Origin of the sequence: Aeromicrobium ginsengisoli, from assembly GCF_004134905.2 — a bacterium.
Taxonomy (GTDB): domain Bacteria; phylum Actinomycetota; class Actinomycetes; order Propionibacteriales; family Nocardioidaceae; genus Aeromicrobium; species Aeromicrobium ginsengisoli.
This window is the reverse complement of sequence record NZ_SDPQ02000002.1, coordinates 980,068-1,006,918: the sequence shown is the minus strand read 5'-3', so window position 1 is coordinate 1,006,918 and position 26,851 is coordinate 980,068. Positions and strand designations below refer to the sequence as shown.

At 69.5% G+C, this 26,851-nt stretch carries 27 protein-coding genes; 10 read left to right on the top strand and 17 right to left on the bottom strand.

The genetic code is table 11. The features are described from left to right. Positions 1–131 precede the first annotated feature (131 nt). The 3 genes from ilvC to ESP70_RS11705 are packed head-to-tail and all read right to left on the bottom strand — an operon-like array spanning position 132 to position 3,476. The gene (gene ilvC / locus ESP70_RS11715; protein ID WP_056215073.1) at positions 132–1,157 is read right to left on the bottom strand and encodes a ketol-acid reductoisomerase; all 1,026 of its coding nucleotides are present in this window, start codon (positions 1,155–1,157) and stop codon (positions 132–134) included. A gap of 22 nt (positions 1,158–1,179) precedes the next feature. Beyond that, positions 1,180–1,710 (bottom strand): acetolactate synthase small subunit, encoded by a 531-nt coding sequence (ilvN, locus tag ESP70_RS11710; RefSeq protein WP_056207708.1) that lies wholly within the window; start codon positions 1,708–1,710, stop codon positions 1,180–1,182. Next, complete coding sequence (locus ESP70_RS11705; protein ID WP_246162007.1) at positions 1,710–3,476, bottom strand: acetolactate synthase large subunit; 1,767 nt, start codon at positions 3,474–3,476, stop codon at positions 1,710–1,712. Before ESP70_RS11705 ends, ilvN begins: the two co-directional genes overlap by 1 nt. A gap of 239 nt (positions 3,477–3,715) precedes the next feature. Between ESP70_RS11705 and ESP70_RS20560 the strand changes: the two genes are divergently transcribed. Then, positions 3,716–3,838, top strand: a complete 123-nt coding sequence (locus ESP70_RS20560) for a hypothetical protein (RefSeq protein ID WP_281287320.1) — start codon at positions 3,716–3,718, stop codon at positions 3,836–3,838. 60 nt (positions 3,839–3,898) lie between these two features. On the opposite strand, the gene ESP70_RS11700 is transcribed toward ESP70_RS20560, so the two are convergent. The 5 genes from ESP70_RS11700 to ESP70_RS11680 are packed head-to-tail and all read right to left on the bottom strand — an operon-like array spanning position 3,899 to position 8,983. Next, positions 3,899–4,525, bottom strand: a complete 627-nt coding sequence (locus tag ESP70_RS11700; protein ID WP_188110600.1) for a maleylpyruvate isomerase N-terminal domain-containing protein — start codon at positions 4,523–4,525, stop codon at positions 3,899–3,901. Next, a complete protein-coding gene (locus ESP70_RS11695) occupies positions 4,519–5,949 on the bottom strand; it encodes an SDR family oxidoreductase (protein WP_149689426.1) in 1,431 nt (476 codons plus the stop codon). Before ESP70_RS11695 ends, ESP70_RS11700 begins: the two co-directional genes overlap by 7 nt. A gap of 12 nt (positions 5,950–5,961) precedes the next feature. Beyond that, positions 5,962–7,647 (bottom strand): dihydroxy-acid dehydratase, encoded by a 1,686-nt coding sequence (gene ilvD / locus ESP70_RS11690; protein WP_149689425.1) that lies wholly within the window; start codon positions 7,645–7,647, stop codon positions 5,962–5,964. A 47-nt stretch (positions 7,648–7,694) separates the two neighbouring features. Beyond that, complete coding sequence (locus tag ESP70_RS11685; RefSeq protein WP_149689424.1) at positions 7,695–8,357, bottom strand: hypothetical protein; 663 nt, start codon at positions 8,355–8,357, stop codon at positions 7,695–7,697. Next, positions 8,354–8,983: a SatD family protein gene (locus ESP70_RS11680; protein WP_149689423.1), complete on the bottom strand. Its 630-nt coding sequence runs from the start codon at positions 8,981–8,983 to the stop codon at positions 8,354–8,356. The genes ESP70_RS11685 and ESP70_RS11680 overlap by 4 nt, the downstream gene beginning before the upstream one ends. Positions 8,984–9,055: 72 nt before the next feature. Between ESP70_RS11680 and ESP70_RS11675 the strand changes: the two genes are divergently transcribed. After that, positions 9,056–9,907, top strand: coding sequence for an ATP-grasp domain-containing protein (locus ESP70_RS11675; protein WP_149689422.1), 852 nt, complete (start codon positions 9,056–9,058; stop codon positions 9,905–9,907). Positions 9,908–9,953: 46 nt separating this feature from the next. Further along, positions 9,954–10,838, top strand: coding sequence for an alpha/beta fold hydrolase (locus tag ESP70_RS11670; protein ID WP_246162006.1), 885 nt, complete (start codon positions 9,954–9,956; stop codon positions 10,836–10,838). 28 nt (positions 10,839–10,866) lie between these two features. Here ESP70_RS11670 and gatB read toward each other — a convergent pair whose 3' ends face one another. From gatB to ESP70_RS11650, 4 genes are all read right to left on the bottom strand, one after another. Beyond that, on the bottom strand, positions 10,867–12,363 hold the full coding sequence (gatB, locus tag ESP70_RS11665; protein WP_149689420.1) for an Asp-tRNA(Asn)/Glu-tRNA(Gln) amidotransferase subunit GatB: 1,497 nt from the start codon (positions 12,361–12,363) through the stop codon (positions 10,867–10,869). Continuing rightward, positions 12,360–13,871: an Asp-tRNA(Asn)/Glu-tRNA(Gln) amidotransferase subunit GatA gene (gene gatA, locus ESP70_RS11660; RefSeq protein ID WP_149689419.1), complete on the bottom strand. Its 1,512-nt coding sequence runs from the start codon at positions 13,869–13,871 to the stop codon at positions 12,360–12,362. The genes gatB and gatA overlap by 4 nt, the downstream gene beginning before the upstream one ends. Before the next feature lies 1 nt (position 13,872). Then, a complete protein-coding gene (gene gatC / locus ESP70_RS11655) occupies positions 13,873–14,181 on the bottom strand; it encodes an Asp-tRNA(Asn)/Glu-tRNA(Gln) amidotransferase subunit GatC (protein ID WP_056207740.1) in 309 nt (102 codons plus the stop codon). 75 nt (positions 14,182–14,256) lie between these two features. Further along, positions 14,257–15,006 (bottom strand): TetR/AcrR family transcriptional regulator, encoded by a 750-nt coding sequence (locus ESP70_RS11650; RefSeq protein WP_188110599.1) that lies wholly within the window; start codon positions 15,004–15,006, stop codon positions 14,257–14,259. A 61-nt stretch (positions 15,007–15,067) separates the two neighbouring features. Here ESP70_RS11650 and ESP70_RS11645 point away from each other — a divergent pair, with 61 nt between their 5' ends. The 4 genes from ESP70_RS11645 to ESP70_RS11630 are packed head-to-tail and all read left to right on the top strand — an operon-like array spanning position 15,068 to position 18,008. After that, entirely contained in the window at positions 15,068–15,994 is a 927-nt protein-coding gene (locus ESP70_RS11645) for an ATP-binding cassette domain-containing protein (RefSeq protein WP_149689417.1), read from the top strand. A gap of 29 nt (positions 15,995–16,023) precedes the next feature. Next, complete coding sequence (locus ESP70_RS11640) at positions 16,024–16,788, top strand: ABC transporter permease (protein WP_149689416.1); 765 nt, start codon at positions 16,024–16,026, stop codon at positions 16,786–16,788. Between the two features lie 25 nt (positions 16,789–16,813). Beyond that, a complete protein-coding gene (locus ESP70_RS11635; RefSeq protein WP_149689415.1) occupies positions 16,814–17,650 on the top strand; it encodes an alpha/beta fold hydrolase in 837 nt (278 codons plus the stop codon). A gap of 10 nt (positions 17,651–17,660) precedes the next feature. Further along, positions 17,661–18,008, top strand: coding sequence for a YrdB family protein (locus ESP70_RS11630; protein ID WP_149689414.1), 348 nt, complete (start codon positions 17,661–17,663; stop codon positions 18,006–18,008). Positions 18,009–18,019: 11 nt separating this feature from the next. On the opposite strand, the gene ESP70_RS11625 is transcribed toward ESP70_RS11630, so the two are convergent. Then, positions 18,020–18,832: a pseudouridine synthase gene (locus ESP70_RS11625; RefSeq protein WP_223148726.1), complete on the bottom strand. Its 813-nt coding sequence runs from the start codon at positions 18,830–18,832 to the stop codon at positions 18,020–18,022. Between the two features lie 203 nt (positions 18,833–19,035). On the opposite strand from ESP70_RS11625, the gene ESP70_RS11620 reads away from it, so the two are divergent. Further along, entirely contained in the window at positions 19,036–19,482 is a 447-nt protein-coding gene (locus ESP70_RS11620; protein ID WP_149689412.1) for an iron chaperone, read from the top strand. A gap of 68 nt (positions 19,483–19,550) precedes the next feature. Beyond that, the gene (locus ESP70_RS11615) at positions 19,551–20,888 is read left to right on the top strand and encodes an FAD-binding oxidoreductase (RefSeq protein WP_149689411.1); all 1,338 of its coding nucleotides are present in this window, start codon (positions 19,551–19,553) and stop codon (positions 20,886–20,888) included. Positions 20,889–20,891: 3 nt separating this feature from the next. On the opposite strand, the gene ligA is transcribed toward ESP70_RS11615, so the two are convergent. Then, positions 20,892–23,006, bottom strand: a complete 2,115-nt coding sequence (ligA, locus tag ESP70_RS11610; protein WP_149689410.1) for an NAD-dependent DNA ligase LigA — start codon at positions 23,004–23,006, stop codon at positions 20,892–20,894. A gap of 66 nt (positions 23,007–23,072) precedes the next feature. Here ligA and ESP70_RS11605 point away from each other — a divergent pair, with 66 nt between their 5' ends. Continuing rightward, positions 23,073–23,429, top strand: coding sequence for a hypothetical protein (locus ESP70_RS11605; protein ID WP_149689409.1), 357 nt, complete (start codon positions 23,073–23,075; stop codon positions 23,427–23,429). Positions 23,430–23,436: 7 nt separating this feature from the next. On the opposite strand, the gene ESP70_RS11600 is transcribed toward ESP70_RS11605, so the two are convergent. From ESP70_RS11600 to ESP70_RS11590, 3 genes are all read right to left on the bottom strand, one after another. Continuing rightward, positions 23,437–24,402: a methionine synthase gene (locus tag ESP70_RS11600; protein ID WP_149689408.1), complete on the bottom strand. Its 966-nt coding sequence runs from the start codon at positions 24,400–24,402 to the stop codon at positions 23,437–23,439. 126 nt (positions 24,403–24,528) lie between these two features. After that, on the bottom strand, positions 24,529–25,635 hold the full coding sequence (gene mnmA, locus ESP70_RS11595) for a tRNA 2-thiouridine(34) synthase MnmA (protein ID WP_149689407.1): 1,107 nt from the start codon (positions 25,633–25,635) through the stop codon (positions 24,529–24,531). Next, positions 25,632–26,837: a cysteine desulfurase family protein gene (locus ESP70_RS11590; protein ID WP_188110598.1), complete on the bottom strand. Its 1,206-nt coding sequence runs from the start codon at positions 26,835–26,837 to the stop codon at positions 25,632–25,634. Before ESP70_RS11590 ends, mnmA begins: the two co-directional genes overlap by 4 nt. Between the last annotated feature and the right edge of the window lie 14 nt (positions 26,838–26,851).

Sequence of the window (26,851 nt, the reverse complement as noted above, 5' to 3'; positions counted from 1 at the left end):
TGCAAGGCGAGGCAGGTGACGCGGGGCCGGCGCGGAGGCGAACGCTGGGCGATGCCCCGCTGAACGGCGCCCGAGAACGCCGAAGGGGCGCCACCGCCGAAGCGGTGACGCCCCTCTTGGGTCGTTGCTGACTAGCGCGCGGCCTGGCCGTCGACGTAGTCGGCGTCCTGCTGCTTCCACGAGAAGTGCGAGCGCAAGACCTTGCCGGTGGCCTCGATCGAGTGGCCGGCCTCCTTCTCACGCAGCGCGAGGAACTCCGGAGCGCCGGCGTCCTGGTCGGCGATGAAGCGCGATGCGAACGTCCCGTCCTGGATCTCCTTGAGCACGTCCTGCATGCGCTCCTTGACCGAGGCATCGATGATGCGCGGGCCGGAGACGTAGTCGCCGTACTCGGCCGTGTCGGAGATCGACCAGCGCTGCTTGGCGATGCCGCCCTCCCACATCAGGTCGACGATGAGCTTGAGCTCGTGCAGCACCTCGAAGTAGGCGATCTCGGGCTGGTAGCCCGCTTCGGTCAGCGTCTCGAAGCCGGCCTGGACCAGGTGCGAGACACCGCCGCACAGCACGGCCTGCTCGCCGAAGAGGTCGGTCTCGGTCTCTTCGGTGAACGTCGTCTTGATGACGCCGGCCCGGGTGCCGCCGATGGCCTTCGCGTAGGAGAGCGCGAGGTCCCACGCCTTGCCGGTCGCGTCCTGCTCGACACCGATGATGTCGGGGATGCCGCGGCCCGCGACGAACTCGCGGCGTACGGTGTGGCCCGGCGCCTTGGGCGCGACGAGCGTGACGTCGACACCGGCCGGCGGCTTGATGTAGCCGAAACGGATGTTGAAGCCGTGGCCGAAGACGAGGGCGTCTCCGTCGACGAGGTTGGGCTCGATCGAGTCGGCGTAGACGTGCCGCTGGACCTGGTCGGGCGTGAGGATGACGATGACGTCGGCCTCTTCGACCGCCTCAGCGACACCGAGGACCCGGAGGCCCTGCTCCTCGGCCTTGGCCCGGCTCTTGGAACCCTCGAGGAGCCCCACCCGGACGTCGACGCCGGAGTCGCGCAGGTTGAGCGCGTGCGCGTGCCCCTGGCTGCCGTAGCCGATGACCGCCACATGGCGGCCCTGGATGATGCTCAGATCTGCGTCGTCGTCGTAAAACAGTTCAGCCACGGGGTACTTCTCCTTGAAGTGTTCAGCCTGCTTGCGTGCCGGGAACGGCACGAAGTGTGCGGTCGGTGATGGAACGGGATCCGCGGCCGATGGCCACGCGCCCCGATTGGGCGATCTCGCGGATGCCGAACGGCTCGAGGACGTTCAGCATCGCGGTGAGCTTGCCCGCGTCGCCGGTCGCCTCGATCGTCACTGCATCGGTGGCAACGTCGACCACCTTAGCCCTGAACAGCTGGACGGTCTCGAGCACCTGTCCCCTGGTCTGGGCGTCGGTCTTGACCTTGATCAGCATGAGCTCGCGCTCGACGGCGCTGTGCGAGTCGAGCTCGACGATCTTGAGGACGTTGACGAGCTTGTTGAGCTGCTTGGTGACCTGCTCGAGGGGGAGCTCGTCGACATTCACGACGATCGTCATGCGGGAGATCTCGGGGATCTCGGTCGGGCCGACCGCCAACGAGTCGATGTTGAACCCGCGCCGCATGAACAGGCTCGAGACACGAGCCAGGACGCCCGGGGTGTTCTCCACCAGGACGCTGAGTGTGTGTGAAGTCATCAGAGGTCCTCGTCATCCCACTCGGGGGCCAGGTCGCGGGCGATCTGGATGGCGTCGTTGCTGGTGCCGGCGTGGACCATGGGCCACACCATCGCGTCTCGCTCGACCACGAAGTCGATCACGACGGGTCGGTCCGTGATGGCCATGGCCTTCTCGATCGTCGCGTCGAGGTCTTCCTCGCTCTCGCAGCGCAGCCCGACGCAGCCGTAGGCCTCGGCGAGCTTGAGGAAGTCGGGGATGCGTCGCGCGCCGATCGACTCCGGACCCGTGTTGAGGTCCGTGTTGGAGTAGCGGCCTTCGTAGAGCAGTGTCTGCCACTGCCGCACCATGCCGAGCGACGAGTTGTTGATGACCGCGACCTTGATCGGGATGTTCTCGATCGCGCAGGTCGCGAGCTCCTGGTTGGTCATCTGGAAGCAGCCGTCACCATCGATCGCCCAGACCACCGAGCCGGGCAGGCCGACCTGCGCGCCCATCGCGGCCGGAACCGCGTAGCCCATCGTGCCGGCACCGCCGGAGTTGAGCCACTGACGCGGGCGTTCGAAGTCGACGTAGTGCGCGGCCCACATCTGGTGCTGGCCGACGCCTGCGGTGTAGGTCGCCTCGGGACCCGCGATCGCATTGATGCGCTCGATCACGGTCTGCGGAGCGAGCCCGGTCTCGGGCTTGTCGTAGCCGACCGGGTACCTGTCCTTGATGCCGAGCATCTGGGCTTTCCACGCGGCGTAGTCGCCCTCGATGCCGTCCTCGGACGCCTGCTTCTGCAGGGTCGAGATGAGGTCGGCGATGACCTCGCGGCAGTCGCCCACGATCGGGACGTCGGCCGTGCGGTTCTTGGAGATCTCAGCCGGGTCGATGTCGGCGTGGATGATCTTGGCGAGCGGCGCGAACGAGGCGAGCTGCCCCGTCACCCGGTCATCGAACCGGGCACCCAGCGAGATCAGCAGGTCGCTCTTCTGCAGGGCTGCGACTGCCGCGACCGTGCCGTGCATGCCCGGCATACCGAGGTGCAGCTCGTGCGAGTCCGGGAAGGCGCCCCGCGCCATGAGCGTGGTGACGACCGGGATCTGGGTCATCTCGGCGAGGACCTTGAGCTCGGCCGACGCATCAGCCTTGATGACGCCACCGCCCACGTAGAGGACCGGACGCTCGGCCGCGGCGATCAGGCGCGCGGCCTCGCGGACCTGCTTGCCGTGGGGACGCGTCGTGGGCCGGTAGCCGGGCAGCGCGAGCTCGGTCGGCCAGGTGAACGTCGTGGTGGCCTGCAGGGCGTCCTTGGCGATGTCGACGAGCACCGGTCCGGGTCGTCCCGTGCCGGCGATGTGGAACGCCTCGGCGATGACGAGCGGGATCTCGGCGGGGTCGGTCACGAGGAAACTGTGCTTGGTGATCGGCATCGTGATGCCGCGGATGTCGGCCTCCTGGAACGCGTCCGAGCCGATCGACCCGCTCGGCACCTGACCCGTGATCGCGACGATCGGGACCGAGTCCATGTGGGCATCGGCGATCGCGGTGACGAGGTTGGTCGCGCCGGGTCCCGACGTGGCCATGCAGACGCCGACCTTGCCGGTGACCATGGCGTAGCCCTGCGCCGCATGTCCCGCGCCCTGCTCGTGCCGGACGAGGATGTGGCGGATCTTCTCGGAGTCGAAAAGAGGGTCGTACGCGGGCAGGATCGCACCGCCCGGGATGCCGAAGATCGTGTCGACCCCGGCGTGCTCCAGCGCCCGCACGAGGCTCTGAGCCCCCGTGAGCTGCTCGGTCATGATGTCGTCCTTCTGTTTCGGTCCATCGTATGTCGTTGAGTGACCCGGCTGTTCGCATAAAAAAATCCCTCGGCCGTGAGGCATTCGAGGGAGACGCGGGGCCGGATCAGGCCATCGCGTCAGCGGTGTACTACGAGAATCTCTGCATGCACGCGTTCAGTCTCGTCGCCCAACCAGCGGTGGTCAAGTGGTGAGACAGGACGTACCAGCATGTGGACCGACTCCCCCATCAACAGTTCATGCTGTCGGACAAGGCGGTCAAGGCTCTGAAGGAGCAGGACAACAAGTTCAAGCCGACCAAGGCGGACGAGAAGGCGCGCGACGCGATCGCGTCGGACGTCGAGAAGTGCGTCACCGGCTAGTCCTCAGCCAGACGTCGGCCCGGTGGAGCTCTGCCCTGCCGGGCCGACGTGCGTCTGGCGTCAGAGCAGGGGCAGTGCGTCGTCCTCGGACGCCGCCCGGCCCGTGGCGGTCCTGATCCAGTCGAGGTGGTCGTCGAACTCCGGCTCGCGGCCGGTGACCTCGACGTACGCACGTGCGAGTGCGTCCGCGACAGCTGCGACCGGCGGCTCGAGCAGCGGCGGCGCGGCGACGCCTGGTACCGAGCGGGCCAGGTCATCACCGTGCACGACGAGCTCGATGATCCGGGTGAGGATGAAGTCGTCGCGGGTGATCGCACCCAGTGGACCGCGTACGACGTCGGTCTTCAGCGCGTCGAGGGCGCGGAAGCCGAGCCTCGCACAGTTGTCGATGCCCGAGAGCACGTCGCCGGCGAACGAGCGGGCGAGCTGCTTGGTTCCGTCGGCGATGTCGCGCGCGGACGCGCCGTAGTTGGAGATGTACTCGCGGAGGGTGCGCGGCTCAGCACCCGCGGCCGGCCCGAGCACCGGGAAGTCGAGGAACGAGCGGCCGAGGTGCGTGATGAGCTCGTGCACGTTCCACGCCTCGAGCACGCTCTGCTCCTGTGCGTGCTGCAGGACGCCCGAGGTCTCGATCCACCTGCGCAGCGCGGCCCACTGGGACCGGAGCAGCTCCTCGTTGGTCACCACGGCGAGGGCTCGTAGTCCTTGAGGAAGACGCCGTGGATGTCCTCGCCGGCCTCGCCGCGGATGATCGGGTCGTAGACCCGGGCGGCCCCGTCGACGAGATCCAATGGCGCCTTGAACCCCTCCTCGGCGAGTCGCACCTTGGTCGGGTGCGGCCGCTCGTCGGTGATCCAGCCGGTGTCGACAGCGGTCATGAGGATGCCGTCCTGCTCGAGCATCTCCCCTGCGCTGGTGCGCGTCAGCATGTTGAGCGCGGCCTTGGCCATGTTGGTGTGCGGGTGGCCCGGCCCCTTGTAGCGGCGGCTGAACTGGCCCTCCATCGCCGAGACGTTCACGACGTACGTGCGCCGCGCCTCGGAGGCCGCCATCGACGGCCGCAGTCGACTGACGAGGATGAACGGCGCCGTGGTGTTGCACAGCTGGACCTCGAGGAGCTCGAGCGCGTCGACCTCGTGCACCCGCTGCGTCCAGCTGTTGACGTCGACGGTGTCGGGCACCAGGCCGCCGGCATCGATCCGGGCGAGGTCCGCGGAGCCTGCCGACAGGGCCATCGACGTCAGCTCCTCGGCGGTGTGCGCGTCGCCGGCCAGGACCGGGTGTGCCGACACCGAGCCGACGAGAGCCGCCGGGTGGGCGTCACTCGTGTGGCCGAACGTGAGGAGCTCCGGCAGGGGGCCTTCGGGCAACGGAGCGGACTCGGCCTCGGCCAGTGGCGCGTAGGCACCCGGTGTGCGGCGTACGGTCTGCGCCGCGTTGTTGATGAGGATGTCGAGCGGCCCCTGCTCGGCGACCGAGTCGGCGAGCCCGACGACCTGCGCCGGATCGCGCAGGTCGATGCCGACGATGCGGAGCCGGTCGATCCAGTCCGCACTGTCGGGCATCGCGGTGAACCGGCGTACGGCATCGTGCGGGAAACGCGTCGTGATCGTCGTGTGCGCGCCATCGCGGAGCAGGCGCAGCGCGATGTACATGCCGATCTTGGCGCGGCCACCGGTCAGCAACGCGCGCTTGCCCGTCAGGTCCGTGCGGGCATCGCGCTTGGCCCGGTTGAGCGCAGCGCAGTCAGGGCAGAGCTGGTGGTAGAACGCGTCGACGACGGTGTACTTCTGCTTGCAGATGTAGCAGGGGCGGGCGACCAGCAGCGTGCCTGCCGTGGCGCCGGCGGCATTGGAGACGAGCGGCAGGCCCTCGGTCTCGTCGTCGATGCGCCTCGGCGATCCGGTCGCCGTCGCCGCCACCACCGCGCGGTCGGCCGCGGCGACCTGGGCGCGCTTGTCGAGCCGCCGGTGCTTCTTGACGTTCTTGTAGAACTTCCCGCACGCCCGGCGCAGCGCGACGTAGTCGGGGTCGTCCTCGTCGAGCCGTTCGGCCGCGGCCAGCACCTGGAGCGCGACAGCCAGCTCGTCAGGGTTGATCGGGCGAGTCATCTAGGACATGCCCTAGCCGCAGACTGCCCCGTCAGCGGCGGAGCTGACGAGCTTGCGGTACTTGGCGAGGACGCCCTTCGTGTACTTGGGCGGCAGGGGCTCCCAGCCGACCTTGCGCGCCTCGAGCTCGTCGTGGTCGACCTCGATCTCGAGCGTGCGGTTGGCCATGTCGAGCACGATCTGGTCGCCGTCGCGCACGAATGCGATGGGTCCGCCGTCGACCGCCTCAGGGGCGACGTGGCCGACGCAGAGTCCGGTGGTGCCGCCGGAGAACCGGCCATCGGTCATCAACAGGACGTCCTTGCCGAGGCCGGCGCCCTTGATCGCGCCGGTGATTGCCAGCATCTCGCGCATGCCCGGCCCACCCTTGGGGCCTTCGTAGCGGATCACCACGACGTCGCCCGCGACGATCGTGCCGTCCTCGAGCGCGTCCATGGCCTTGCGCTCGCCGTCGAAGACCCGAGCGGTGCCGCGGAACACGTCGGAGTCGAACCCGGCGCTCTTGACGACCGCGCCGTCGGGAGCGAGGGACCCCTTGAGGATCGTCAGGCCGCCGGTCTTGTGGATCGGCTTGTCGAGCGTACGGATCACGTCGCCGTCGAGCTTCTCGGTGATGGTCGAGAGGTTCTCGGCCATGGTCTTGCCGGTCACCGTCATGACGTCACCGTGGATGAGCCCGGCATCGAGGAGCGCCTTGAGGATGACGGCCGTGCCGCCGGCCTTGTCGACGTCGTTCATGACGTAGCGGCCGAACGGCTTGAGGTCGCCGAGGTGAGGGACCTTGTCGCCGATGCGGTTGAAGTCGTCGAGCGTCAACGGCACCTCGGCCTCGCGGGCGATCGCCAGCAGGTGGAGGACAGCGTTGGTCGAGCCGCCGAGCGCCATGACGACCGTGATGGCGTTCTCGAAAGCCTCCTTGGTCATGATCTGCCGGGCGGTGATGCCCTTGCGGAGCAGCTCGACGACGGCCTCGCCGGACTTGCGCGCGAAGTCGTCGCGGCGGTCGTCAATCGCGGGCGGGGCGGCCGAACCGGGCAGGCTCATGCCGAGCGCCTCGGCCGCGGTCGCCATCGTGTTGGCGGTGAACATGCCGCCGCAGGCGCCCTCGCCGGGGCAGACCGCGCGCTCGATCTTGTCGACCTCCTCGCGGGTGATGAGGCCCTTGATGCACGCGCCCACCGCCTCGAACGCGTCGATGATCGTGACGTCCTTGCCGTCGACGTTGCCCGGCATGATCGACCCGGCGTAGAGGAACACGCTCGACAGGTCGAGCCGGGCGGCCGCCATCAGCATGCCGGGCAGGCTCTTGTCGCAGCCGGCGAGCAGCACGGAGCCGTCGAGGCGCTCGGCCATCATGACGGTCTCGACCGAGTCGGCGATGACCTCGCGGCTCACGAGCGAGAAGTGCATGCCCTCGTGGCCCATCGAGATGCCGTCGGACACCGAGATCGTGCCGAACTCGAGCGGGTATCCCCCGCCGGCGTGCACGCCGACCTTGACGGCTTTGGCGAGCCGGTCGAGCGACAGGTTGCAGGGGGTGATCTCGTTCCAGCTGGAGGCGACGCCGATCTGGGGCTTCGCCCAGTCCTCGTCACCCATGCCGACCGCACGGAGCATGCCGCGGGAGGCGGTGGCCTCGAGGCCATCGGTGACGGTGCGGCTGCGGGGCTTGATGTCGATCTGGTTCTCGGAGGCCATGCCCCAAGATTACGGCTCGGCCTGACTCGGTCGTCCGCGGAGTCCACCTAGAACAGCGGCACGAAGACCAAGGCCAGCGCCCAGCTGACGAAGCTGCCCACCAGGACGTACTCGGCCCGCAGTCCGTCGGTGCGGTCACGCGAGATCTCGGGGAAGCGCAGGATGCCCTTGGCCGCGACGACGACGGCGATCGCGGCGAGGTTGCCGCTGAGGGCGCAGGCCAGCACGAACCAGCGTTCGAGTGGGCCGAGCACCCGGCCGCCTCGCAGCTCGTCGCCCTGCGCGAGGACCCGTGGTCCGGTGGACAGGAGCACGCGGCGTACGACCACGTTGGCGGCGGTCGCGAGGAACAGCACGACGCCGACCCCCAGGGCCGCGCGATCGAGCGGTACGCCCTGGAGCCGCGGGATCGGCAGGTCGTCGTACCAGTCCTGCAGCGGGGCCTCGCCGAGGTCGAGCACGCCGGAGACCACGACCAGTGCCAGGCTCGCGACGGACAGGAGGATGACTCCTGCGGAGGAGTCGTGCGAGGCCGCGTCGACCCACACGACCACCACGACGGCGAACACGAGCGAGAGCCACACGGTGTGCCACTCACCGCCGAGCAGCAGCAGGCCCGCCACGGTCACGACGAGACCCGTGACGACCTTCCAACGGCGTACGAGGTCTGCCATGCCGACGGCGGCCAGCAGCACCGCGAGCGCGCTCACGCCGAGACCTCACTGATCGACTCGAGCAGGGCACCGACGCCGGCTCGATGGCGCTGGGACACCGCCGATGTCGAGATGCCCTCGTCGTCGGCGATCTGCGACAGCGTCTTGCCGTGCAGCTCCGCGAGCGCGATGCGTCGCTGCCGCCCGTCGAAGTCACTGACGAGCTCGTCGCGCACGAGCAGGTAGGAGTTCACGATGTCGCCCCCCTCCGCTCCCTCGCGCTTGATCCAGGTCCGCAGTCCGGGAAGCTGTCGACCCTTGGCCTTGGCCGCGTCGATCGCGTCGCGCGCCAACCACCACGCCTGCCCGTCCTGGGTCAGACCATAGTTGGACGTGCCGACGATCTCGAGCTCGCCGACGCCGATGCCGAACCGGCAGTCCATCGACTCCGGCAGGGCGAGCCGGACCAGCACCGTCGCGTAGAGCGCGTCGTGGAGGCTGTCATAGACGCCCTGCAGCTCGTCGCCGATCGTCGGTTCGAGGGGCTGCGACGCCGGGAGCATCTCGTTGACGATGCTCAGGGCGGCCAGCAGCGCCTCCTGGGCCTCAGCGCGCGAGGGCTGCTCGCGCGATCCCACGAGATCGCCGATGACGGCATACCGCTGTGAAGCGATCCGGTTCATTTCTTCATATTGAAGGTATTTACTTCAAAAGGCAAGAGTGAAGTGTTCCGCTTCATCACTTACGCTGTGCAGATGGCCATCACGTTCGTCAGCTGCTCGTTCGCCGTGGAGCTCGACCCCGACCTTCCGCTCCTGCTCGAAGCCGCTCGCGAGCGCGGCGTCGACGCCGACATCACGCTCTGGCACGACCCCGCCGTCGACTGGCAGGCGTACGACGCCGTGGTCGTCCGCTCGTGCTGGGACTACATGAACCGGCGTGACGAGTTCCTGGACTGGGCGGCAGCAGTCCCCAACCTCCACAACAGCCACGAGGTGCTGGCTTGGAACACCGACAAGGTCTACCTCCAGCAGATCGAGGCCGCCGGCATACCGATCATCGAGACGCGCTGGGACATCGCGCCGGGCGACGACCTCGGCGACCACACCGAGTGGGTCGTGAAGCCCACGATCTCGGCGGGATCGCGCGACACCGCCCGATGGGGGTCGGCCGACGAGGTCTACGCCCACAGCGCGGCCCTCGTCGCCGCCGGGCGCGCCTCCATGACCCAGCCCTACATCTCGTCGGTCGACGACGAGGGCGAGACCGCGATGCTGTTCCTGGGCGGCGAGTTCTCGCACGCGATCCGCAAGGGTCAGCTTCTGCATCAGGGCGAGGGCGTGCGCCAGGACCGGGACAGCCGGGAGTCGATCGAGCCCCGCACGCCGAGCGAGGCCCAGCTCGCGGTCTCCTCCGCTGCCCTGGCCGCGGCCGGCGAGATCCTCGGCCTCGACCAACCGTTGCTGTATGCGCGCGTGGACCTCGTCACTGCGGATGACGGCGCGCCCGTGCTGATCGAGCTGGAGCTGGCCGAGCCGAGCCTGTTCATGCCTCAGTCCGACGGCGGCGCGGGGCGACTGGTGGACGCCATCACGGCACGGATCTAGCCATTCGATTGCGGCGGGCGGCCGGCGCCATGGACAATCAGCGCTTGTGAAGCCACCCACGGCCGCCTTCGTCCGCTACTACGACGTCGCGAGCGCCGACGGCACGCGCTTGCGGGCCTGGACGAATGACGCCGAGGGGCCGACGGTGTTCCTGTCGAACGGCCTCGGCACCAACCCGCATGCCTGGCCCGCGCTGTTGCGGCCGGACTGCGGCGTCCACGTCGTGTCGTGGAACCATCGCGGCGTCGGCGGCTCGGAGCGCCCCGCCAATGGGCGGGTCGACCTCGACGCGTTCGTCGAGGACGCGCTGGCCGTGATGGACGACGCAGGCATCGACTCCGCCGTCGTCGCGTCCTGGTCGGCCGGCGTCACGGTCGCGTTCGAGCTGGCCGGCCGCCACCCCGAACGGGTCACGGGGATCCTCGCCGTGGCCGGCGTACCCGGCAACACGTTCGCGACGATGCTGGCTCCCCTGCGCATGCCGCCGCTGGTCTCCAAGCAGCTCATGGTCGGCCTCGCCCGTACGGCATGGGTGTCCGGGCGGGCGCTGGCGCCGCTGACCCGCCGGATCCCGTGGACCAACGCGACGGCCAACATGCTCCGGCTGACCCGGCTCATCAATCCCGCGGCCGACACCGCGGAGCTGCGGACGCTGATGCAGGAGTTCTGCACGACGCACCCGTCCTGGTACGCCAAGCTCGCCCTCGGCGTCTCCGAGCACCAGCGCGTCTCACTGTCGAAGATCGACGTCCCGGTGACGTTCATCGCCGGCACGTGGGACATGCTCACCGGGGCCCGCGACATGCTCTCGGCGTCCGAGCGCGTGACGGGGTCACGGTTCCGTGAGCTAAACGCGACGCACTTCATCCCGATCGAGTTCCCCGACGTCGTGCTCGAGGAGCTCAAGGACCTCATCGAGCGCACTCGCTGACGAGAGGGCAACAACCCTCTCGTCAGCGTCAGGTGAGCTTTTCGAGGATCAGCTCGCGGACGCGGCCGGCGTCGGCCTGACCGCGCATCTCCTTCATGACGGCGCCGATCAGCGCACCCGCAGCGGCTTGCTTGCCGTCGCGGATCTTCTGAGCAGCATCGGGATCGCCCGCGATCGCCCGGTCAACGGCATCGCCGAGCGCACCGTCGTCGGAGACCACCTCGAGCTGACGCCCGACGATGACCTCCTCGGGGGTGCCCTCACCAGCGATGACGCCGTCGAACACCGAGCGGGCCAGCTTGTCGTTGATCCGGCCGGCATCGATCAGCGCCTGGATCTCGGCGACCTGCAGCGGCGTGATGCCGAGCGAGTCGAGATCCGCGCCCTGCTCGTTGGCGCGACGAGCCATTTCGCCGAGCCACCACTTGCGGGCCGCCTGCGGCGTGGCTCCGGCCTCGATCGTGTCGGCGACGAGCTGCAGTGCTCCGGCGCCGATCGTGTCCCGCATCTCGAGGTCGCTGAAACCCCAGTCGGCCTGCAGGCGTGCACGACGTACGGCCGGGGGCTCGGGCAGCGTGGCCCGCAGCTCCTCGACCCACTCCCGCGACGGGGACACCGGCGCGAGGTCGGGCTCGGGGAAGTAGCGGTAGTCGTCGGCGTCGGACTTCTCGCGGCCCGAGGACGTCGTGCCGGTGTCCTCATGGAAGTGCCGCGTCTCCTGCAGCACCGAGCCACCCTGGTCGAGGATGCCCGCGTGCCGCGAGATCTCGTAGCGTACGGCGCGCTCGACCGACCGGAACGAGTTGACGTTCTTGGTCTCCGAGCGCGTGCCGAGCGTCGTCGAGCCCTTGGGCTTGAGCGAGAGGTTGACGTCGGCACGCAGCGACCCCTGGTCCATGCGTACGTCCGAGACGCCGAGGCCACCGATCAGGTCGCGGACGTAGGAGACGTAGGCCCGGGCGACCGCAGCAGCCTTGTCGCCGGGGACCTCGATCGTGCGGGTCACGATCTCGATCAGCGGGATGCCGGCGCGGTTGTAGTCGACCAGCGAGAAGTCGGCACCGTGGATGCGGCCCGTCGAGCCGCCCACGTGCAGCGACTTGCCGGTGTCCTCCTCCATGTGCGCCCGCTCGATGTCGATCCGGTAGGTCTCGCCGTCGACCTCGACGTCGACGTGGCCGTCGAACGCGATGGGCTCGTCGTACTGCGAGGTCTGGAAGTTCTTGGGCATGTCCGGGTAGAAGTAGTTCTTGCGCGCGAACCGGCACCACTCGGCGATCTCGCAGTTGAGCGCGAGGCCGATGCGGATCGCCGACTCGATCGCCTTGGCGTTGACGACCGGCAGCGCACCCGGGAGCGCGAGGCACACCGGGCAGACCTGGGTGTTGGGCTCGGCGCCGAACTCGGTCGGGCAGCCGCAGAACATCTTGGTCGTGGTGTTGAGCTCGATGTGGATCTCGAGGCCCATGACCGGGTCGTAGCGGGTCAGCGCCTCATCGACGGGAACCAGAGTCTCGGTCGTCATCGCGCAACCTCCAGATCGGGTGCCTGGGCAAGCATCGGGCCGCCCCATTTGTCCTCGAGCAGCTTCTCGAGGGCAGCGCCGGCGTTGTAGAGCCGGTCGTCGGCCTGTTGCGGCGCGAGGAACTGCAGGCCGACCGGCAGGCCGTCCTCGTCGGCGAGCCCGACAGGCAGGGAAAGGCCGGGGATGCCGGCGAGGTTGGCCGGGATCGTGGCGACGTCCTGCAGGTACATCGACAGCGGGTCGTCGAGCTTGGCGCCCAACGGCCACGCGGTCGTCGGCGAGGTCGGCGACACCAGCACGTCGACCTGCTCGAACGCGGCTGCGAAGTCGCGCGCGAGAAGCGTGCGCACCTTCTGCGCCGAGCCGTAGTAGGCGTCGTAGTAGCCGCTCGACAGGGCGTAGGTGCCGACGATGATGCGGCGCTTGACCTCGTCGCCGAAGCCCGCGTCGCGGCTCGAGGCCATGACCTGCTCGGCGCTGGGATCGTCGACGCCGGCCGGCGGCACGCGTACGCCGTAGCGCATCGCGTCGAAGCGGGCGAGGTTGCTGCTCGCCTCGCTCGGCATCACGAGGTAGTAGGCCGCAAGGGCGTACTCGAGGCTCGGCAGCGACACCTCGACGACCTGGGCGCCCGCGGACGTCAGCAGCTCGACGGCCTCGTTGAACCGGGCACTGACGCCGGCCTGGAAGCCTTCGCCGCCCAGCTCCTTGACGATGCCGATCTTGAGTCCCTTGACGTCGGCGCGGCGGGCGGCCGAGACGACCAGCGGCGCGGGCGCATCGATGCTGGTGGAGTCCATGGGGTCGTGTCCGCCCATGAGCTCGTGCAGCAGCGCGGCGTCGAGGACCGTGCGCGTGACGGGGCCGGCCTGGTCGAGGCTGCTCGCCAGGGCCACCAGGCCGTAACGGCTGATGCCGCCATAGGTCGGCTTGACCCCGACGGTGCCGGTCAGCGCGCCCGGCTGGCGGATCGACCCACCGGTGTCGGTGCCGATCGCGAGGGCGGCCTCGAACGCGGCGACGGCAGCGGCCGAGCCGCCTCCAGAGCCACCGGGGATGCGATCGCGGTCCCAGGGGTTGCGTGTGGGGCCGTACGCCGAGTGCTCCGTCGAGGAGCCCATCGCGAACTCGTCCATGTTGGTCTTGCCGAGGATCGGCAGGCCGGCGGCCTTGATGCGCTGCGTGATCGTCGCGTCGTAGGGCGGGATCCAGCCGTCGAGGATCTTCGAGCCGCACGTCGTGGGCATGCCCTTGGTCGCGACGATGTCCTTGACGGCGATCGGGACGCCGGCGAGCCCGTGCAGGCCCTCGCCTGCTGCCCGGCGGGAGTCGATGTCGGCGGCCGTGGCGAGTGCGCCCTCGGCGTCGACATGCAGGAAGGCATGGATGTCGCCGTCGACCGCGGCGATGCGGTCGAGCTGGGCCTGGGTGGCCTCGACGCTCGAGACCTCCTTGCGGGCGAGCTTGGCGGCGAGCTCCGAAGCGCTCAGACGAGTCAGATCGGTCATGTCAGTCCTCCCCGAGGATCTTGGGGACGAGGAACCGCTGCTGCTCCGACGCCGGGGCGCCCGCGAGCGCCTCCTCGGGCGTCAGGCACGGCACGACGACGTCCTCACGGAAGACGTTGTTGACCGGCACGGGGTGGCTCATCGCCTCGACGTCGTCGCCGGCGGCCTGCTGGACGACCGCGACGTGCTCGAGGATGGCGGGCAGCTCGGCGGCGAAGTGGTCGAGCTCGGCCTCGCTGAGGTCGATGCGGGCGAGGCCGGCCAGATGGCTGACGTCGGCGCGCGAAATACCCTTGGCGGGCTCAGACATGCAACTTCCTTGCGGTGAGTGGTCGTGCGGTGGGGTCGGGGCTACCGATCCATCCTAGTGACCGCAGCGAGCCGCTCAGGAGCGGGAGCGTTCGACCAGTGCCTCGATGCCGTCGAGCATGACCTCGAGGTCGAAGCGGTACTCCGCGAACGGGTCGTCGCCGGGCTCCGGATCGTCCGCCTCTCCCGACCAGGCGACGCGATGGAGATGCGGGAACCGCTCCTCCTCGGCGACCTCGCGCAGGATCGCGGTGTAGTCGATCGGCACGGCGCCGGCCCCCTTGGCCTGCTGCGCGTCGTACGCCATCCGGGCATCGATCAGGGCGTGTGAGGAGATCAGGCCGAGGACGCGCATCTTCTCGCCGTCTCCCAGCTCGGTGTCGCCGAGCGCCTCGAGACCGACCTCCATCCACCGCAGCGAGTTGGGCGCCAGCGGCGGGGTCGCCATCGGCATCTGGACGATCCAGATGTTGCGCGCGATGGCCTCACGCTGCGCCATGGCCCAGCTGAGCAGGCGGCTGCGCCAGGTCTCCCCCTCGAGCTCGAACTCCATCACGCCGTCAGCGCTGGCGTTCCACATCAGCTGGAGCAGCTCGTCCTTGTTGGTGACGTAGCGATAGAGCGACATCGTCGTGAATCCGACGGCCTTGGCGACGCGTGCCATCGAGACAGCGTCGAGCCCCTCGGCGTTCGCGATCTCGACTGCGGCCGCGACGATCGCGTCGACGTTGAGTCCGGGCTTGGGCCCGCGGCGGCCCACCTCGCGCCGTCCCCAGAGCAGCTCGAGGCTCGGCGGGAGGACGGCTCGGTCGTCGGATTCAGCCATGACCACACCCTTCCAGATCACCTCTTGCGACATTCAGTGTATGCCATATACAGTTCCGTGTATGACATACACAGTTACCGCCACGGGCCTGCACAAGGCGTACGGGGACCACGTCGTCCTCGACGGCATCGACCTCGCCGTCGCCACTGGATCCGTGTTCTCGCTGCTCGGGCCCAACGGCGCCGGCAAGACGACTCTCGTCCGCATCCTCGCCACGCTGCTGGCGCCCGACTCCGGCACCGCCACGATCGCCGGCCACGACCTCGTCACCGATCCGCTCGGCGTCCGCGAGGTCATCAGCCTCACGGGGCAGTACGCCGCCGTCGACGAGGTGCTCACCGCCGAGGAGAACCTCTTGATGATGGCTCAGCTGCGGCACCTCCCCCGACGCGTCGCCCGGCAGCGGGTCGAGGACCTCCTCGTCGAGTTCGACCTCGTCGAGGCCCGCTCCCGCCGCGTCGGCACGTTCTCGGGCGGCATGACCCGGCGCCTCGACCTGGCGATCAGCATGATCGAGCGACCCGAGCTGTTGTTCCTCGACGAGCCGACGACCGGCCTCGACCCTCGCAGCCGCGAGCAGGTCTGGGGCACCGTGCGGCAGCTCGTCGACGACGGCGTGACGATCCTCCTGACGACGCAGTACCTCGAGGAGGCCGATCAGCTCGCCGACCGCATCGCGGTGCTCGACGGCGGAGCGATCGTCGCCGAGGGCACCGCTGCCGAGCTCAAGTCGACGATCGGCGGCGAGCTGCTGCGCATCGAGCTCGGCGACGCCGAGTCGTTCGGGCGCGCGGTCACCCAGCTCTCCCCCGAACGTACGGACGAGCGGCTGCTCAGCGTCGAGGTGCCCACCGACGGCTCCCCCGCCGAGATCGTCGCGCTGCTCGCCCGGCTCGAGCGCGAGGGACTCGTCGTGCGCAAGGTCACGACGGTCCACCCGAGCCTCGACGACGTGTTCTTCTCCCTCACCGAGCGGCGCGCCGCATGACCACCACGACCCCGACAAGGAAGCCCGCCATGACGATCTCCACCGCAGTCCTCGACTCCCGCGTCATGGTGACGCGCAGCGTACGCAGGTCGTTCCGCGACCCCGAGGCGTTCTTCACGGCACTGATGCTGCCGGTGATCCTGATGCTGCTGTTCGTGTACGTCTTCGGCGGCGCGATGAACACCGGCGGCGACTACGTCAACTACGTCGTGCCCGGCCTGCTGCTGCTGTGCGCGGGATTCGGCGCCGGTACGACGTCGGTCAGCGTCGCGCAGGACATGAGCAACGGCATCGTCGACCGGTTCCGGTCGATGCCGATCCACGGCTCGTCGGTCATGGTCGGGCACATCGCGGCCAGCGTGGTCCGCAACCTCATCGCCACGGCGCTCGTGATCGGCGTCGCCCTGCTGGTCGGGTGGCGGCCGAATGCCTCGCCGATGGACTGGATCGCCTCGATCGGCGTGGTGCTGCTGTTCGTCCTTGCGATCTCGTGGCTCGCCGCGACCGCCGGCCTCCTGCTCGGCAGCCCCGAGGCGGCCAACGGCTTCTCGATGATCCTGATGTTCCTGCCGTACGTCAGCACCGCGTTCGTGCCGGCCGACACGATGCCGTCGTGGATGCGTGGGTTCGCCGAGCACCAGCCGCTCACGCCGGTCATCGAGACGCTGCGCAGCCTCTGGATGGGCACCCCGATCGACAACCAGGCGTGGATCGCCGCCGCGTGGTGCCTCGGCCTCCTGGTCGTGTCGATCCCCGCGTCGGCGTGGTTGTTCGGACGCCGCACATCGAGATAATCGCGTTCTCTGACATGATGCAGGGGTGACCGAGCCCAGACTGACCCAGTTCCGCAACGGCCCCCACACGTTCGACGTCATCGACAGCGGCCCGCTGGACGGGACGCCCGTGGTCCTGCTCCACGGGTTCCCCCAGCGGGCATCGGCGTGGAACCAGGTCGCCGAGCACCTGCACGCGCGCGGCCTTCGGACGTACGCTCCCGACCAGCGCGGCTACTCCCCCGGCGCCCGGCCGAAGTCACGGTTCGCGTACGGCATGGCGGCCCTGACCTCGGACATCGTTGCGCTGATCGATGCGATCGGGCCTGGTCCCGTGCACCTCGTGGGCCACGACTGGGGCGCAGCCGTCGCCTGGTCCGTCGCGGGCAACCACCCGGATCGGGTCACCTCGTTGACCGCCGCATCGGTGCCGCATCCCGGCGCGTTCATCCGGTCGATGTTCACGAGCGGCCAGGCCCTGAAGTCGTACTACATGGCACTGTTCCAGCTGCCGGTCCTGCCCGAGCGGATGCTGGCGAGCGGCCGCGCCGACTCGATGCTGCGCGGCGGCGGGATGACGCGCGAGATGGTCGAGCAGTTCCACACCGAGATCGTCGACCACGGCGCGCTGCGCGGCGGGCTCGGCTACTACCGGTCGATCCTCCGGGCGAACCCCGGACAGCTCGGCAAGAAGATCGCGGTGCCGACGACGTACGTGTGGAGCGACAACGACGTGGCGCTCGGCCGCAAGGGCGCCGAGATCAACCATCGCTGGGTCAGCGGGCCGTACGAGCTCGAGATCGTGCAGGGGGCGACCCACTGGCTGCTCGACGAGCGCCCGGCCGAGCTGGCCAACAGCATCATCAAGCGGGTCGGCATCTAGGCTGCTCCGCATGCCTCCGCAGAAACCGCAGGACGTCGGCCCGTGGGACCTGATCGCGTTCGTGTGCGAACTCGCGATGATCGTGCTGCTCGTCGCCGCGGGCCACGGCATGGCCGGTGGCTGGAAGGGCTGGGCGCTCGGAGCCTTCCTCGCGTTCGTGGCGATCGGCATCTGGGCGCAGTGGATGGCACCGACGTCCGACAAGCGGCTGGTCAACCCGACACGATTCATCGTGCAGGTCATGATGTTCGTGACGGTCGCCCTGTATGCCGCCGCCGGTGGCCTCGTCTGGTGGGGCATCGCGTTCGCCGTCGTGTCGATCACGGCGTTCGCAGCCCGCATCCGCGCCGATCCCTGAGCCGAGACAGGTCAGAGCGGCAGCGACCGTACGCTCTCGAACCGGCGGCTTGTGCCGTCGAACGGGTCGGTCAGCTCGAGCTCGGCGGCGAGCAGCTGCAGCGGGTGGCTGAAGTCGTCGACGGCGATGTCGTGCACGGTCGGGTAGAGCGGGTCGTCGACGATCGGGATGCCCAGGCCGTGCAGGTGCAGCCGCAGCTGGTGCGTACGCCCGGTGCGTGGCGTCAGCCGGTAGACCCCGTGGCCGCCGATCTCTGACTCCAGCTCGACGAGGGTCTCGGCGTTGACCGGCGCGTCCGGCACGACCTCGGCCTGCCACGTGCCGCGGCGCTTGGTGATGTGGTTGCTGACCACCACGGGCAGCTCGAGGTCCGCCCGGACGGGCGCCAGTGCCCGGTATGTCTTGCGGACCGCGCCCTCCTGTAACAGCGTCTGATAGGCGCCGCGCCACCGACGCTCGGTGGCGAGCAGCAACAGGCCCGAGGTGACCCGGTCGAGCCGGTGCAGCGGCGACAGCTCGGGCAGGCCGAGCTCGTCCCTCAGACGTACGACCACGCTCTGGCGCACGTGCCGCCCGCGCGGGATCGACGACAGGAACGCCGGCTTGTCGACCACGACGAGCCGCTCGTCCCGATGAATCACGAGAAGCGTGCCGGGCACGTCCGCCTCGTCCGGCAGGTCACGGTGGAACCACACGAACGTGTGCGGCGTGTAGGGGTGCTCCTCGCCGACCGCCCGGCCGGTGTCGTAGACGAACCGCTCGTCGGCGAGCATCCCGGCGACGTCGACCCGCTCCGGGAGCCGGTCGCGCAGCCACGCGCCCATCGTCGGCCACCGATCCGGAGTCGGCAGGCCGCGATCGGGGGTGCGCAGCCACGCAGCACCGAGCCCATGTCGTGGCGGCAACGGTGAGCGGGGAGGCACCTCTCGATGCTACGGGTGACTCGATCCGGTCAGGAATCAAGAAGCGCGGGACGCCCGGACGAACCTACGCTCGCCGTACACCCACTCACCAGAGGAGCAGCATCATGACGAAGACCCAGTCGTACGAAGGATTCACCGAGGAGGAGCGCGACGCGATGAAGGAGCGCGCGGCCGAGCTCAAGAAGTCGTCCCGCGGTGGCGCCGGAGCCAAGAAGGCCGCCGCCGACGACCAGGACGTGCTGGACAAGATCGCCGAGATGCCCGAGGCCGATCGCGTGATCGCCGAGAAGCTCTACGCGATCGTGCGCGACACGGCCCCGGACCTGGCGCCCAAGACCTGGTACGGCATGCCCGCGTGGGCGCGGGACGGCAAGGTCGTCGTGTTCTTCAAGCCCGCCGCGAAGTTCAAGGTCCGCTATGCCGAGGTCGGCTTCAACGAGTGGGCGCAGCTCGATGACGGCGAGATGTGGCCGACGGCATTCGCCGTGATCGCCATGAACCCCACCATCGAGAAGACGCTGACGGGACTGGTCGAGAAGGCCGCAGGCTGACCGTCACACGAGCGCGTTCTCGTACGTCAGAGGTGCATTCGAGTCCAGATTTCTGCGGGAGGCATCTCATGAGCACGACCCTTGACACACTCCGCCGCGAGTTCAGCGGCGACATCATCGAGCCCGGCGACCCGGCATACGAGCTGGCCAGTCGCACGGTCCTGACACAGGGCAGCCCGGCGTACGTGCTGAGGCCGGCGAACGTCGCCGACGTCCAGGCCGCGGTGACGTTCGCCGCCGCGACCGGGCTTCCGCTGTCGGTTCGCGGCGGGGGTCACGCGTTCGCCGGATTCGGCACCAACGACGACGGTGTGGTCATCGACCTCGGCCGGCTCTCGGAGGTCGAGGTGGTCGACGAGGACCGCCACGTCATACGTGTCGGCGGTGGCGCCACATGGGGCCAGGTCGTGGACACCCTGGCGCCGTACGGACTGTCGATCTCGTCGGGCGACACCCGCAGCGTCGGGGTCGGCGGGCTGACGCTCACCGGTGGCATCGGCTGGAAGGTCAGGAAGTACGGCCTGGCGCTCGACAACCTGGTCGCTGCGGAGGTCGTCCTCGCGAGCGGTGAGATCGTGCATGCGAGCGCACAGTGGAACCCCGACCTGTTCTGGGCGATCCGCGGCGGTGGCGGCAACTTCGGCGTCGTGACGGCGCTGGAGCTCGAGGCGCACGTGACGACGGACGTCTACTTCGGCCACGTCGCGTTCCCGGCGACCGAGCTGGCAACGGTCCTCCAGGGGTGGGCGGACTACCTTCGGGAGGCCACGGAAGACCTCACGTCGAGCGTCGAGTTCGCCAACCCGTTCGCGGGTGGCCCCCAAGCGCCTGTCGTCGTCCATGTGGCCTTCGACGGCGACGACGCAGATCAGGCGGCCCGCGCGATCGACCCGATCCGCCGGCTCGGCACCGTCATCGCCGATGACGTCGCACGCGTCCCGGCGGCGAGCATGCTGGTCGAAGGCATGACGCCACCTCCGGGGCTGCGGTTCGTGACCCGGAGCGGCTTCGTCGACAAGGAGGCCGCGTCGGACGTGCTCGCGATCCTCGCGGAGGTCGGCACAACGGAAGGATCCCCGATCATGGCGGTCCGCAGCGTCGGCGGTGCCGTGGCGCGCGTTCCTGAGGACGCCACGGCGTACGCGCACCGGCGGGCCGACCTGATGTTCGCGACCACGATGGCGGGTCCGCCACCCGCGCTCGCCGCCGCCCAGCCGGCGTTCGACGCTGTCTGGGAGCGGCTTGCCCCGCATGTCAGCGGCGCGTACGCGAACTTCCTGTCGTCAGCGTCTGAGGCGGATGTCGAGGCGGTCTATCCCGCTGAGACGTACGAGCGGCTCAGCTCGGTCAAGCGCGAGCACGACCCCGGCAACCTGTTCGCCGGCAACCACAACATCCGTCCCTGAGCCTCAGGACTCCTCGGCGGGCACCGGGGGTGGACCGTTGGCGATGAGCTCCTCGAACGCCGCCTCGTCGAGGATCGGGACGCCGAGCTGCTCAGCCTTGTCGGCCTTGGAGCCGGCGTTGTCGCCGACCACGACGTAGTCGGTCTTCTTGGACACGGACCCGGACGCCTTGCCGCCGCGCGCGATGATCGCCTCCTTGACCGAGTCGCGGGTGAACCGCTCGAGCGATCCGGTGACCACGATCGTGAGGCCCTCGAGGGTGCGCGGGATCGATGCGTCACGCTCGTCCTCCATGCGTACGCCGGCCTCACGCCACTGACGAACGATGTCGGCGTGCCAGTCGACGGCGAACCACTCGACGACGGCTTCGGCGATCGTGGGGCCGACACCGTCGACCGCCGAGATGGTCTGGACGGCGTCGTCAGCCGCCACGACCTCCTCGATCGCCGTCATCGAGGCGAAGTGGGTCGCCAACGCGCGGGCGGCCGTCGGGCCGACGTGCCGGATCGACAGGGCGACGAGCACCCGCCAGAGGGGCTGGGTCTTGGCCTTCTCGAGGTTGTCGAGCAGGGCGAGGCCGTTGGCGCTCAGGACGCGCTCATCGGCACCGTCGGCGAGCTCGGCCTTCTTGGCTAGACGCGTGTAGAGCGGGACCTGGAGCAGCTGGTCGGCGGTCAGCGAGAACAGCCCGCCCTCGTCGACCAGCACACCGGCGTCGAGCAGAGCAGTGGCGCCCTCCCAGCCGAACACCTCGATGTCGAACGCACCTCGGCCGCCGACGTGCGTCAGGCGCTCGCGCAGCTGGGACGGGCACGACCGGGTGTTGGGGCAGCGAATGTCCTTGTCGCCCTCACGGCTCGGCGCCAGCGGAGTGCCGCAGGACGGGCACTCCGTCGGCATGACGAACTCCCGCTCGGTGCCGTCGCGGAGCGCGACGACCGGGCCGACGATCTCGGGGATCACGTCACCGGCCTTGCGCAGCACGACCATGTCGCCGATCAGCACGCCCTTGCGCTTGACCTCGTGCTGGTTGTGCAGCGTGGCCATCTCGACCGTGGATCCGGCGACCCTGATGGGCTCCATCACGCCGTAAGGCGTGACCCGGCCGGTGCGGCCGACGTTGACCCGGATGTCGAGCAGCCGGGTGTTGACCTCCTCGGGCGGGTACTTCCACGCGATCGCCCAGCGCGGCGCGCGCGACGTCGAGCCGAGGCGGCGCTGCAGGTCGACCTGGTCGACCTTGACCACGACGCCGTCGATCTCGTGGATCACGTCGTGACGACGCTCGCCGTAGTAGTCGATGAACTCCTCGACCGCCTTGAGGTCGGGCACCACCTTGGCGCGGTCGCTGGTCGGCAGGCCCCACGCTTTGAGCGCGTCGTAGGCCTCGCTCTGCCGCTTGGGCGTGAACCCCTCGCGGTAGCCGAGGCCGTGGCACACCATCGACAGCGGGCGACTCGCGGTGACCGACGAGTCCTTCATGCGCAGCGTGCCCGCGGCGGCGTTGCGGGGGTTGGAGAACGGCGTCTTGCCGGACTCGGCCCACGCGGTGTTGAACTCCTCGAACTCCTTGGTCGGGAAGAACACCTCGCCGCGCACCTCGACGTAGGCGGGGATCGGATACTTCTTGGTGGCCTTGAGCCGGTGCGGGATGGCGCCGATCGTGCGGACGTTGGCGGTGACGTCCTCGCCGACCCGGCCGTCGCCGCGCGTGACACCGCGGGTCAGCACGCCGTCCTCGTACGTCAGGGAGATCGCCAGCCCGTCGACCTTGAGCTCACAGAGGAACTCGGCATTGTCGACGCCCTCGCGGAGGATGCGCGCGTGCCAGCTCTCGAGCTCCTCGATCGAGAACGCGTTGTCGAGACTGTAGAGCCGCTCACGGTGCTCGTAAGCCTCGAACGTCGACGAGATCATGCCGCCGACCTGCTGCGTCGGCGAGTCGGGCGTGCGGAGCTCGGGCAGCTGCTCCTCGAGCCCCTCGAGCTCGCGGATCAGCTGGTCGTAGTCGTAGTCGGAGATGACCGGTGCGTCGTCGCGGTGATAGCGCTGCCGATGCTCCTCGATCGTCTCGGCGAGCTCCTTGTGCCGCTGCCTCAGGTCGTCATCGGTCGCCATGGCTCGACTTTATCGTCGCGGGGGGACACTCGGCGCAGCGGAGAGGCTGTCGCCTTGGCTCTTCGCATGACAAAGGTCCTGATCATCTCCGTGCTCGCCGTCGTGGCCGTCTTTGTGCTCCAGCGGGTCATCGTGCGACTCGCGACCAAGGCGAAGATGACCGAGCGCGTCAGGGCCGAGGGCAACCCGACGACGGCTGTCGTGCTCGACACGTATGACACCGGCACCCGGGTCAACACGATCTACATCATGGTCCGTCTGACCTTGCGGATCGAGGAGGCCGCGGGCGTGCCCGGGTTCGAGACCACGACGGTCGTGCCCATCAGCCCGGTCAAGCTCCCGGACTTCGCGATCGGCCACACCATCAAGGTCCGGGTCGACCCCGCGACCAAGGACGTCGCCACGGACCAGCCCGTACGCTGAGCGGTCCTCAGCCGGCCGCCACGCGCTGCGCCAGCACCAAGGCTTCGCGCGCCCATGCGGGTGAGGCACCCGCCAGGCCACAGGTCGGCGTGACGACGAGCCGTGCGGCATACGCCTCTTCGTCGAACCCGAAGCGGCCGAAGAACGCCGCTATGCGGGTGACCAGGGCGGTGTTGGTGACGCCGGTCGTGTCGGTCGAGGGGACGACGCCGAGCCACAGGTCGGTGCCCTGCTCGAACGTCTCGGCCCAGATGTCGTCGGGTCGGGCGAGCGACAGGTCGAACGCGATCGCACTGAAGCCCGCGCCGGCGAGGAGCTCGACGGGTACGTCCGGCGCGCACGAGTGCACGACGGGGCGTGCTCCGGCGCCGGTGATCGCCTCGGTGACGAGCCGCAGCAGGGCGTCGGCCTCCGGCGGGTGGACGCTGCGGTGGCGGGAGAAGCCGCTCGCGGTCGGGATGCCACCCGTGAGCACGGGGACGATCGACGGCTCGTCGACCTGCACGACGAGCTCGGCGTCCGGGAATCGCCTGCGCGCGTCGGCGACATGCGCGCGAAGGCCCTCGGCGAGTGACTCGGCGATCTCGCGGCGGGCACCGTGGTCGGCGAGCATCTTGTCGCCGCGCGGGCGCTCCACCGATGCGGCGAGGGTCAACGGGCCGGTGACCTGCAGCTTGAGCGGGCCGTCGTGCGTACCGGCGAGCTCTTCGGCAACATCGAGGTCCTGGGCCAGCAGTGATCGTGCCCGGCGCTGGTCGACGCCCTCCCCCACGCCCACGCGCCAGCCATCGGGCTGCAGGTCGGCGTCGAGGCCGTCGAGCACCGCGAGGGTGCGGCCGATCATGCCGGCGTGCACGCCTCGCGCGGGGAGCTCAGGAACGTACACGAAGTCGCCGACCTCGCCCATGACGAGGCGCAGCGACTCGGCGAAGTCGGTGCCCGGCATCGAGCCGATGCCGGTGGCGATGCTCATGTGATTCCTTCGTCCGAGGGTGGAGCGGTGAGGTGGCGTCCAGTCGTAGCTGTGAGCGGTGACCTGGCGTCCAGTTCAAGGGTGCAGATGGACGCCAACTCACCGCCCGAGGGCGCAAGGTGGACGCTAACCCACCGCCACGCGGGCGGTACGACTGATGGTGGCCGAGCCGACGACGCGCGTGCCGTCGTAGATGACGCAGGCCTGGCCCGGCGCGATGCCGCTCGCGGGGTCGTGCAGCTCGACGCGTACGGCCGCTTGTCCTGAGCCTGTCGAGGGGTCGACGTGCACCGTCGCGCGATGCTCGTCGCCGTGGGCCCGCAATTGCACCGTGCAGTCGAGCGACCCGGCCGGCGGCGTGCCGCACCACAGGGGCTTGATGCACTCGAGTGCATCGACCGCGAGCGACTCCCGCGAACCCACCGTGACGGTGCCGCTGACCGGCTCGATGTCGAGCACGAACCGGGGCTTGCCGTCGTCGGCGGGGATGCCGAGTCGCAGCCCGCGCCGCTGGCCGATCGTGAACGCGTACGCCCCGTCGTGCTCGCGCAGCACCGTGCCGTCCTCATCGACGATCGTGCCCGGCTTGGGCCCGAGCTTCTCGCCGAGCCAGCCGGCGTTGTCGCCGTCGGGGATGAAGCAGATGTCGTGGCTGTCGGGCTTGGTCGCGACCTGGATGCCGCGGCGGGCGGCCTCGGCGCGTACGACGTCCTTGGTCGTGTCGCCGAGGGGGAACAGCGAGTGTGCGAGCTGCTCCTGCGTCAGCACGCCGAGCACGTAGGACTGGTCCTTGCCCATGTCGATCGCGCGGTGCATCTCGATCGTGCCGTCCGGGGCGCTCTCGAGTTGCGCGTAATGCCCCGTCGCGACGGCGTCGAATCCCAGCGCGAGCGCGCGGTCGAGCACCGCGGCGAACTTGATCTTCTCGTTGCAGCGCAGGCACGGGTTGGGCGTACGCCCGGCGGTGTACTCGGCGATGAAGTCGTCGACGACGTTGTCGGCGAACTCCTCGCCCATGTCCCACACGTAGAACGGGATGCCGAGCTGGTCGGCGGCGCGGCGAGCGTCGCCGGCGTCCTCGATCGAGCAGCAGCCGCGGGCACCTGACCGGTAGGACCGGGGGTTGCGGCTGAGCGCGAGGTGCACGCCCGTGACGTCGTGACCTGCGTCGACGGCGCGCGCTGCGGCGACGGCCGAGTCGACCCCGCCGGACATCGCGGCGATGACCCTCATGACCCGCCCCTGACCAGCGACGCCCGCTGAGCACGCTCGTGCACCGCGGGCAGTGCCTGGAGCAGCCGGTCGACATCGGCCTCCGTCGAGGTGTGGCCGAGGCTGAACCGCAGCGACCCACGCGCAGCGACGTCGTCGTAGCCCATCGCCAGCAGCACGTGACTGGGCTGGGGTACGCCTGCGGCACACGCCGAGCCGGTCGAGCACTCGATGCCCTGGGCGTCGAGCAGCATCAGCATCGCGTCGCCCTCGCAACCGGGGAACGTCACGTGGGCGATGTTGGGCAGCCGGTGATCGGGCCCGGGCTCGGGGTCGCCGTTGACGATCGCGTCGGGGACGACCCGCACGATGCCCTCGACGAGCCGGCGCCGCAGCGCCTCGATGCCCTCGACGGTCTGCGCCTGGCGGCCGACCGTGACGTCGACGGCAGCGGCGAACGCGGCGATCAGCGGGACGCTGAGCGTGCCGGACCGCAGGTCGCGCTCCTGGCCGCCGCCGTGCAGCAGCGGCGTCGCCTCGAGCTCACGGCGGATCAGCAGCGCGCCGACGCCGACGGGGCCACCGAGCTTGTGCGCCGTGATCGTCATGGCGTCGAGCTGGCTGGCGGCGAAGTCGAGCGGCACGTAGCCGGCGGCCTGCACGGCATCGCTGTGCACCGGGATGTCGTACGCCCGGGCGACGCCGACGACCTCGGAAACGGGCTGGATCGTGCCCATCTCGTTGTTGGCCCACATCGTCGTGACGGCCGACACCGAGGCCGGATCGCGCTCGACGGCAGCGCGGAGCTCGTCGATCAGGATGCGGCCGGTCGTGTCGACCGGGGTCATCTCGATCTCGGCGCCCTCGTGCTTGGCGAGCCACGTGACGGGGTCGAGCAGGGCGTGGTGCTCGATCGAGCTGAAGACGATGCGGTTGCGGGCCGGGTCCTGGGCTCGCCGCGACCAGTAGAGGCCCTTGATCGCGAGGTTGTTGGCCTCGGTGCCGCCGGAGCAGAACACGACCTCGCTGGGTCGCGCGCCGAACCGCTCGGCGATCAGCTCGCGCGCCTCCTCGACCGTACGGCGGGCATCCCGGCCCGAGGCGTGCAGCGACGACGCATTGCCCGTGCGCGCGAGCTCCTCGGCCATCACGGCGATCGCCTCAGGGACCATCGGCGTCGTCGCCGCATGGTCGAGGTAGGCCACTCGCTGGAGGTTGTTCATCGCTCAACAAGCGT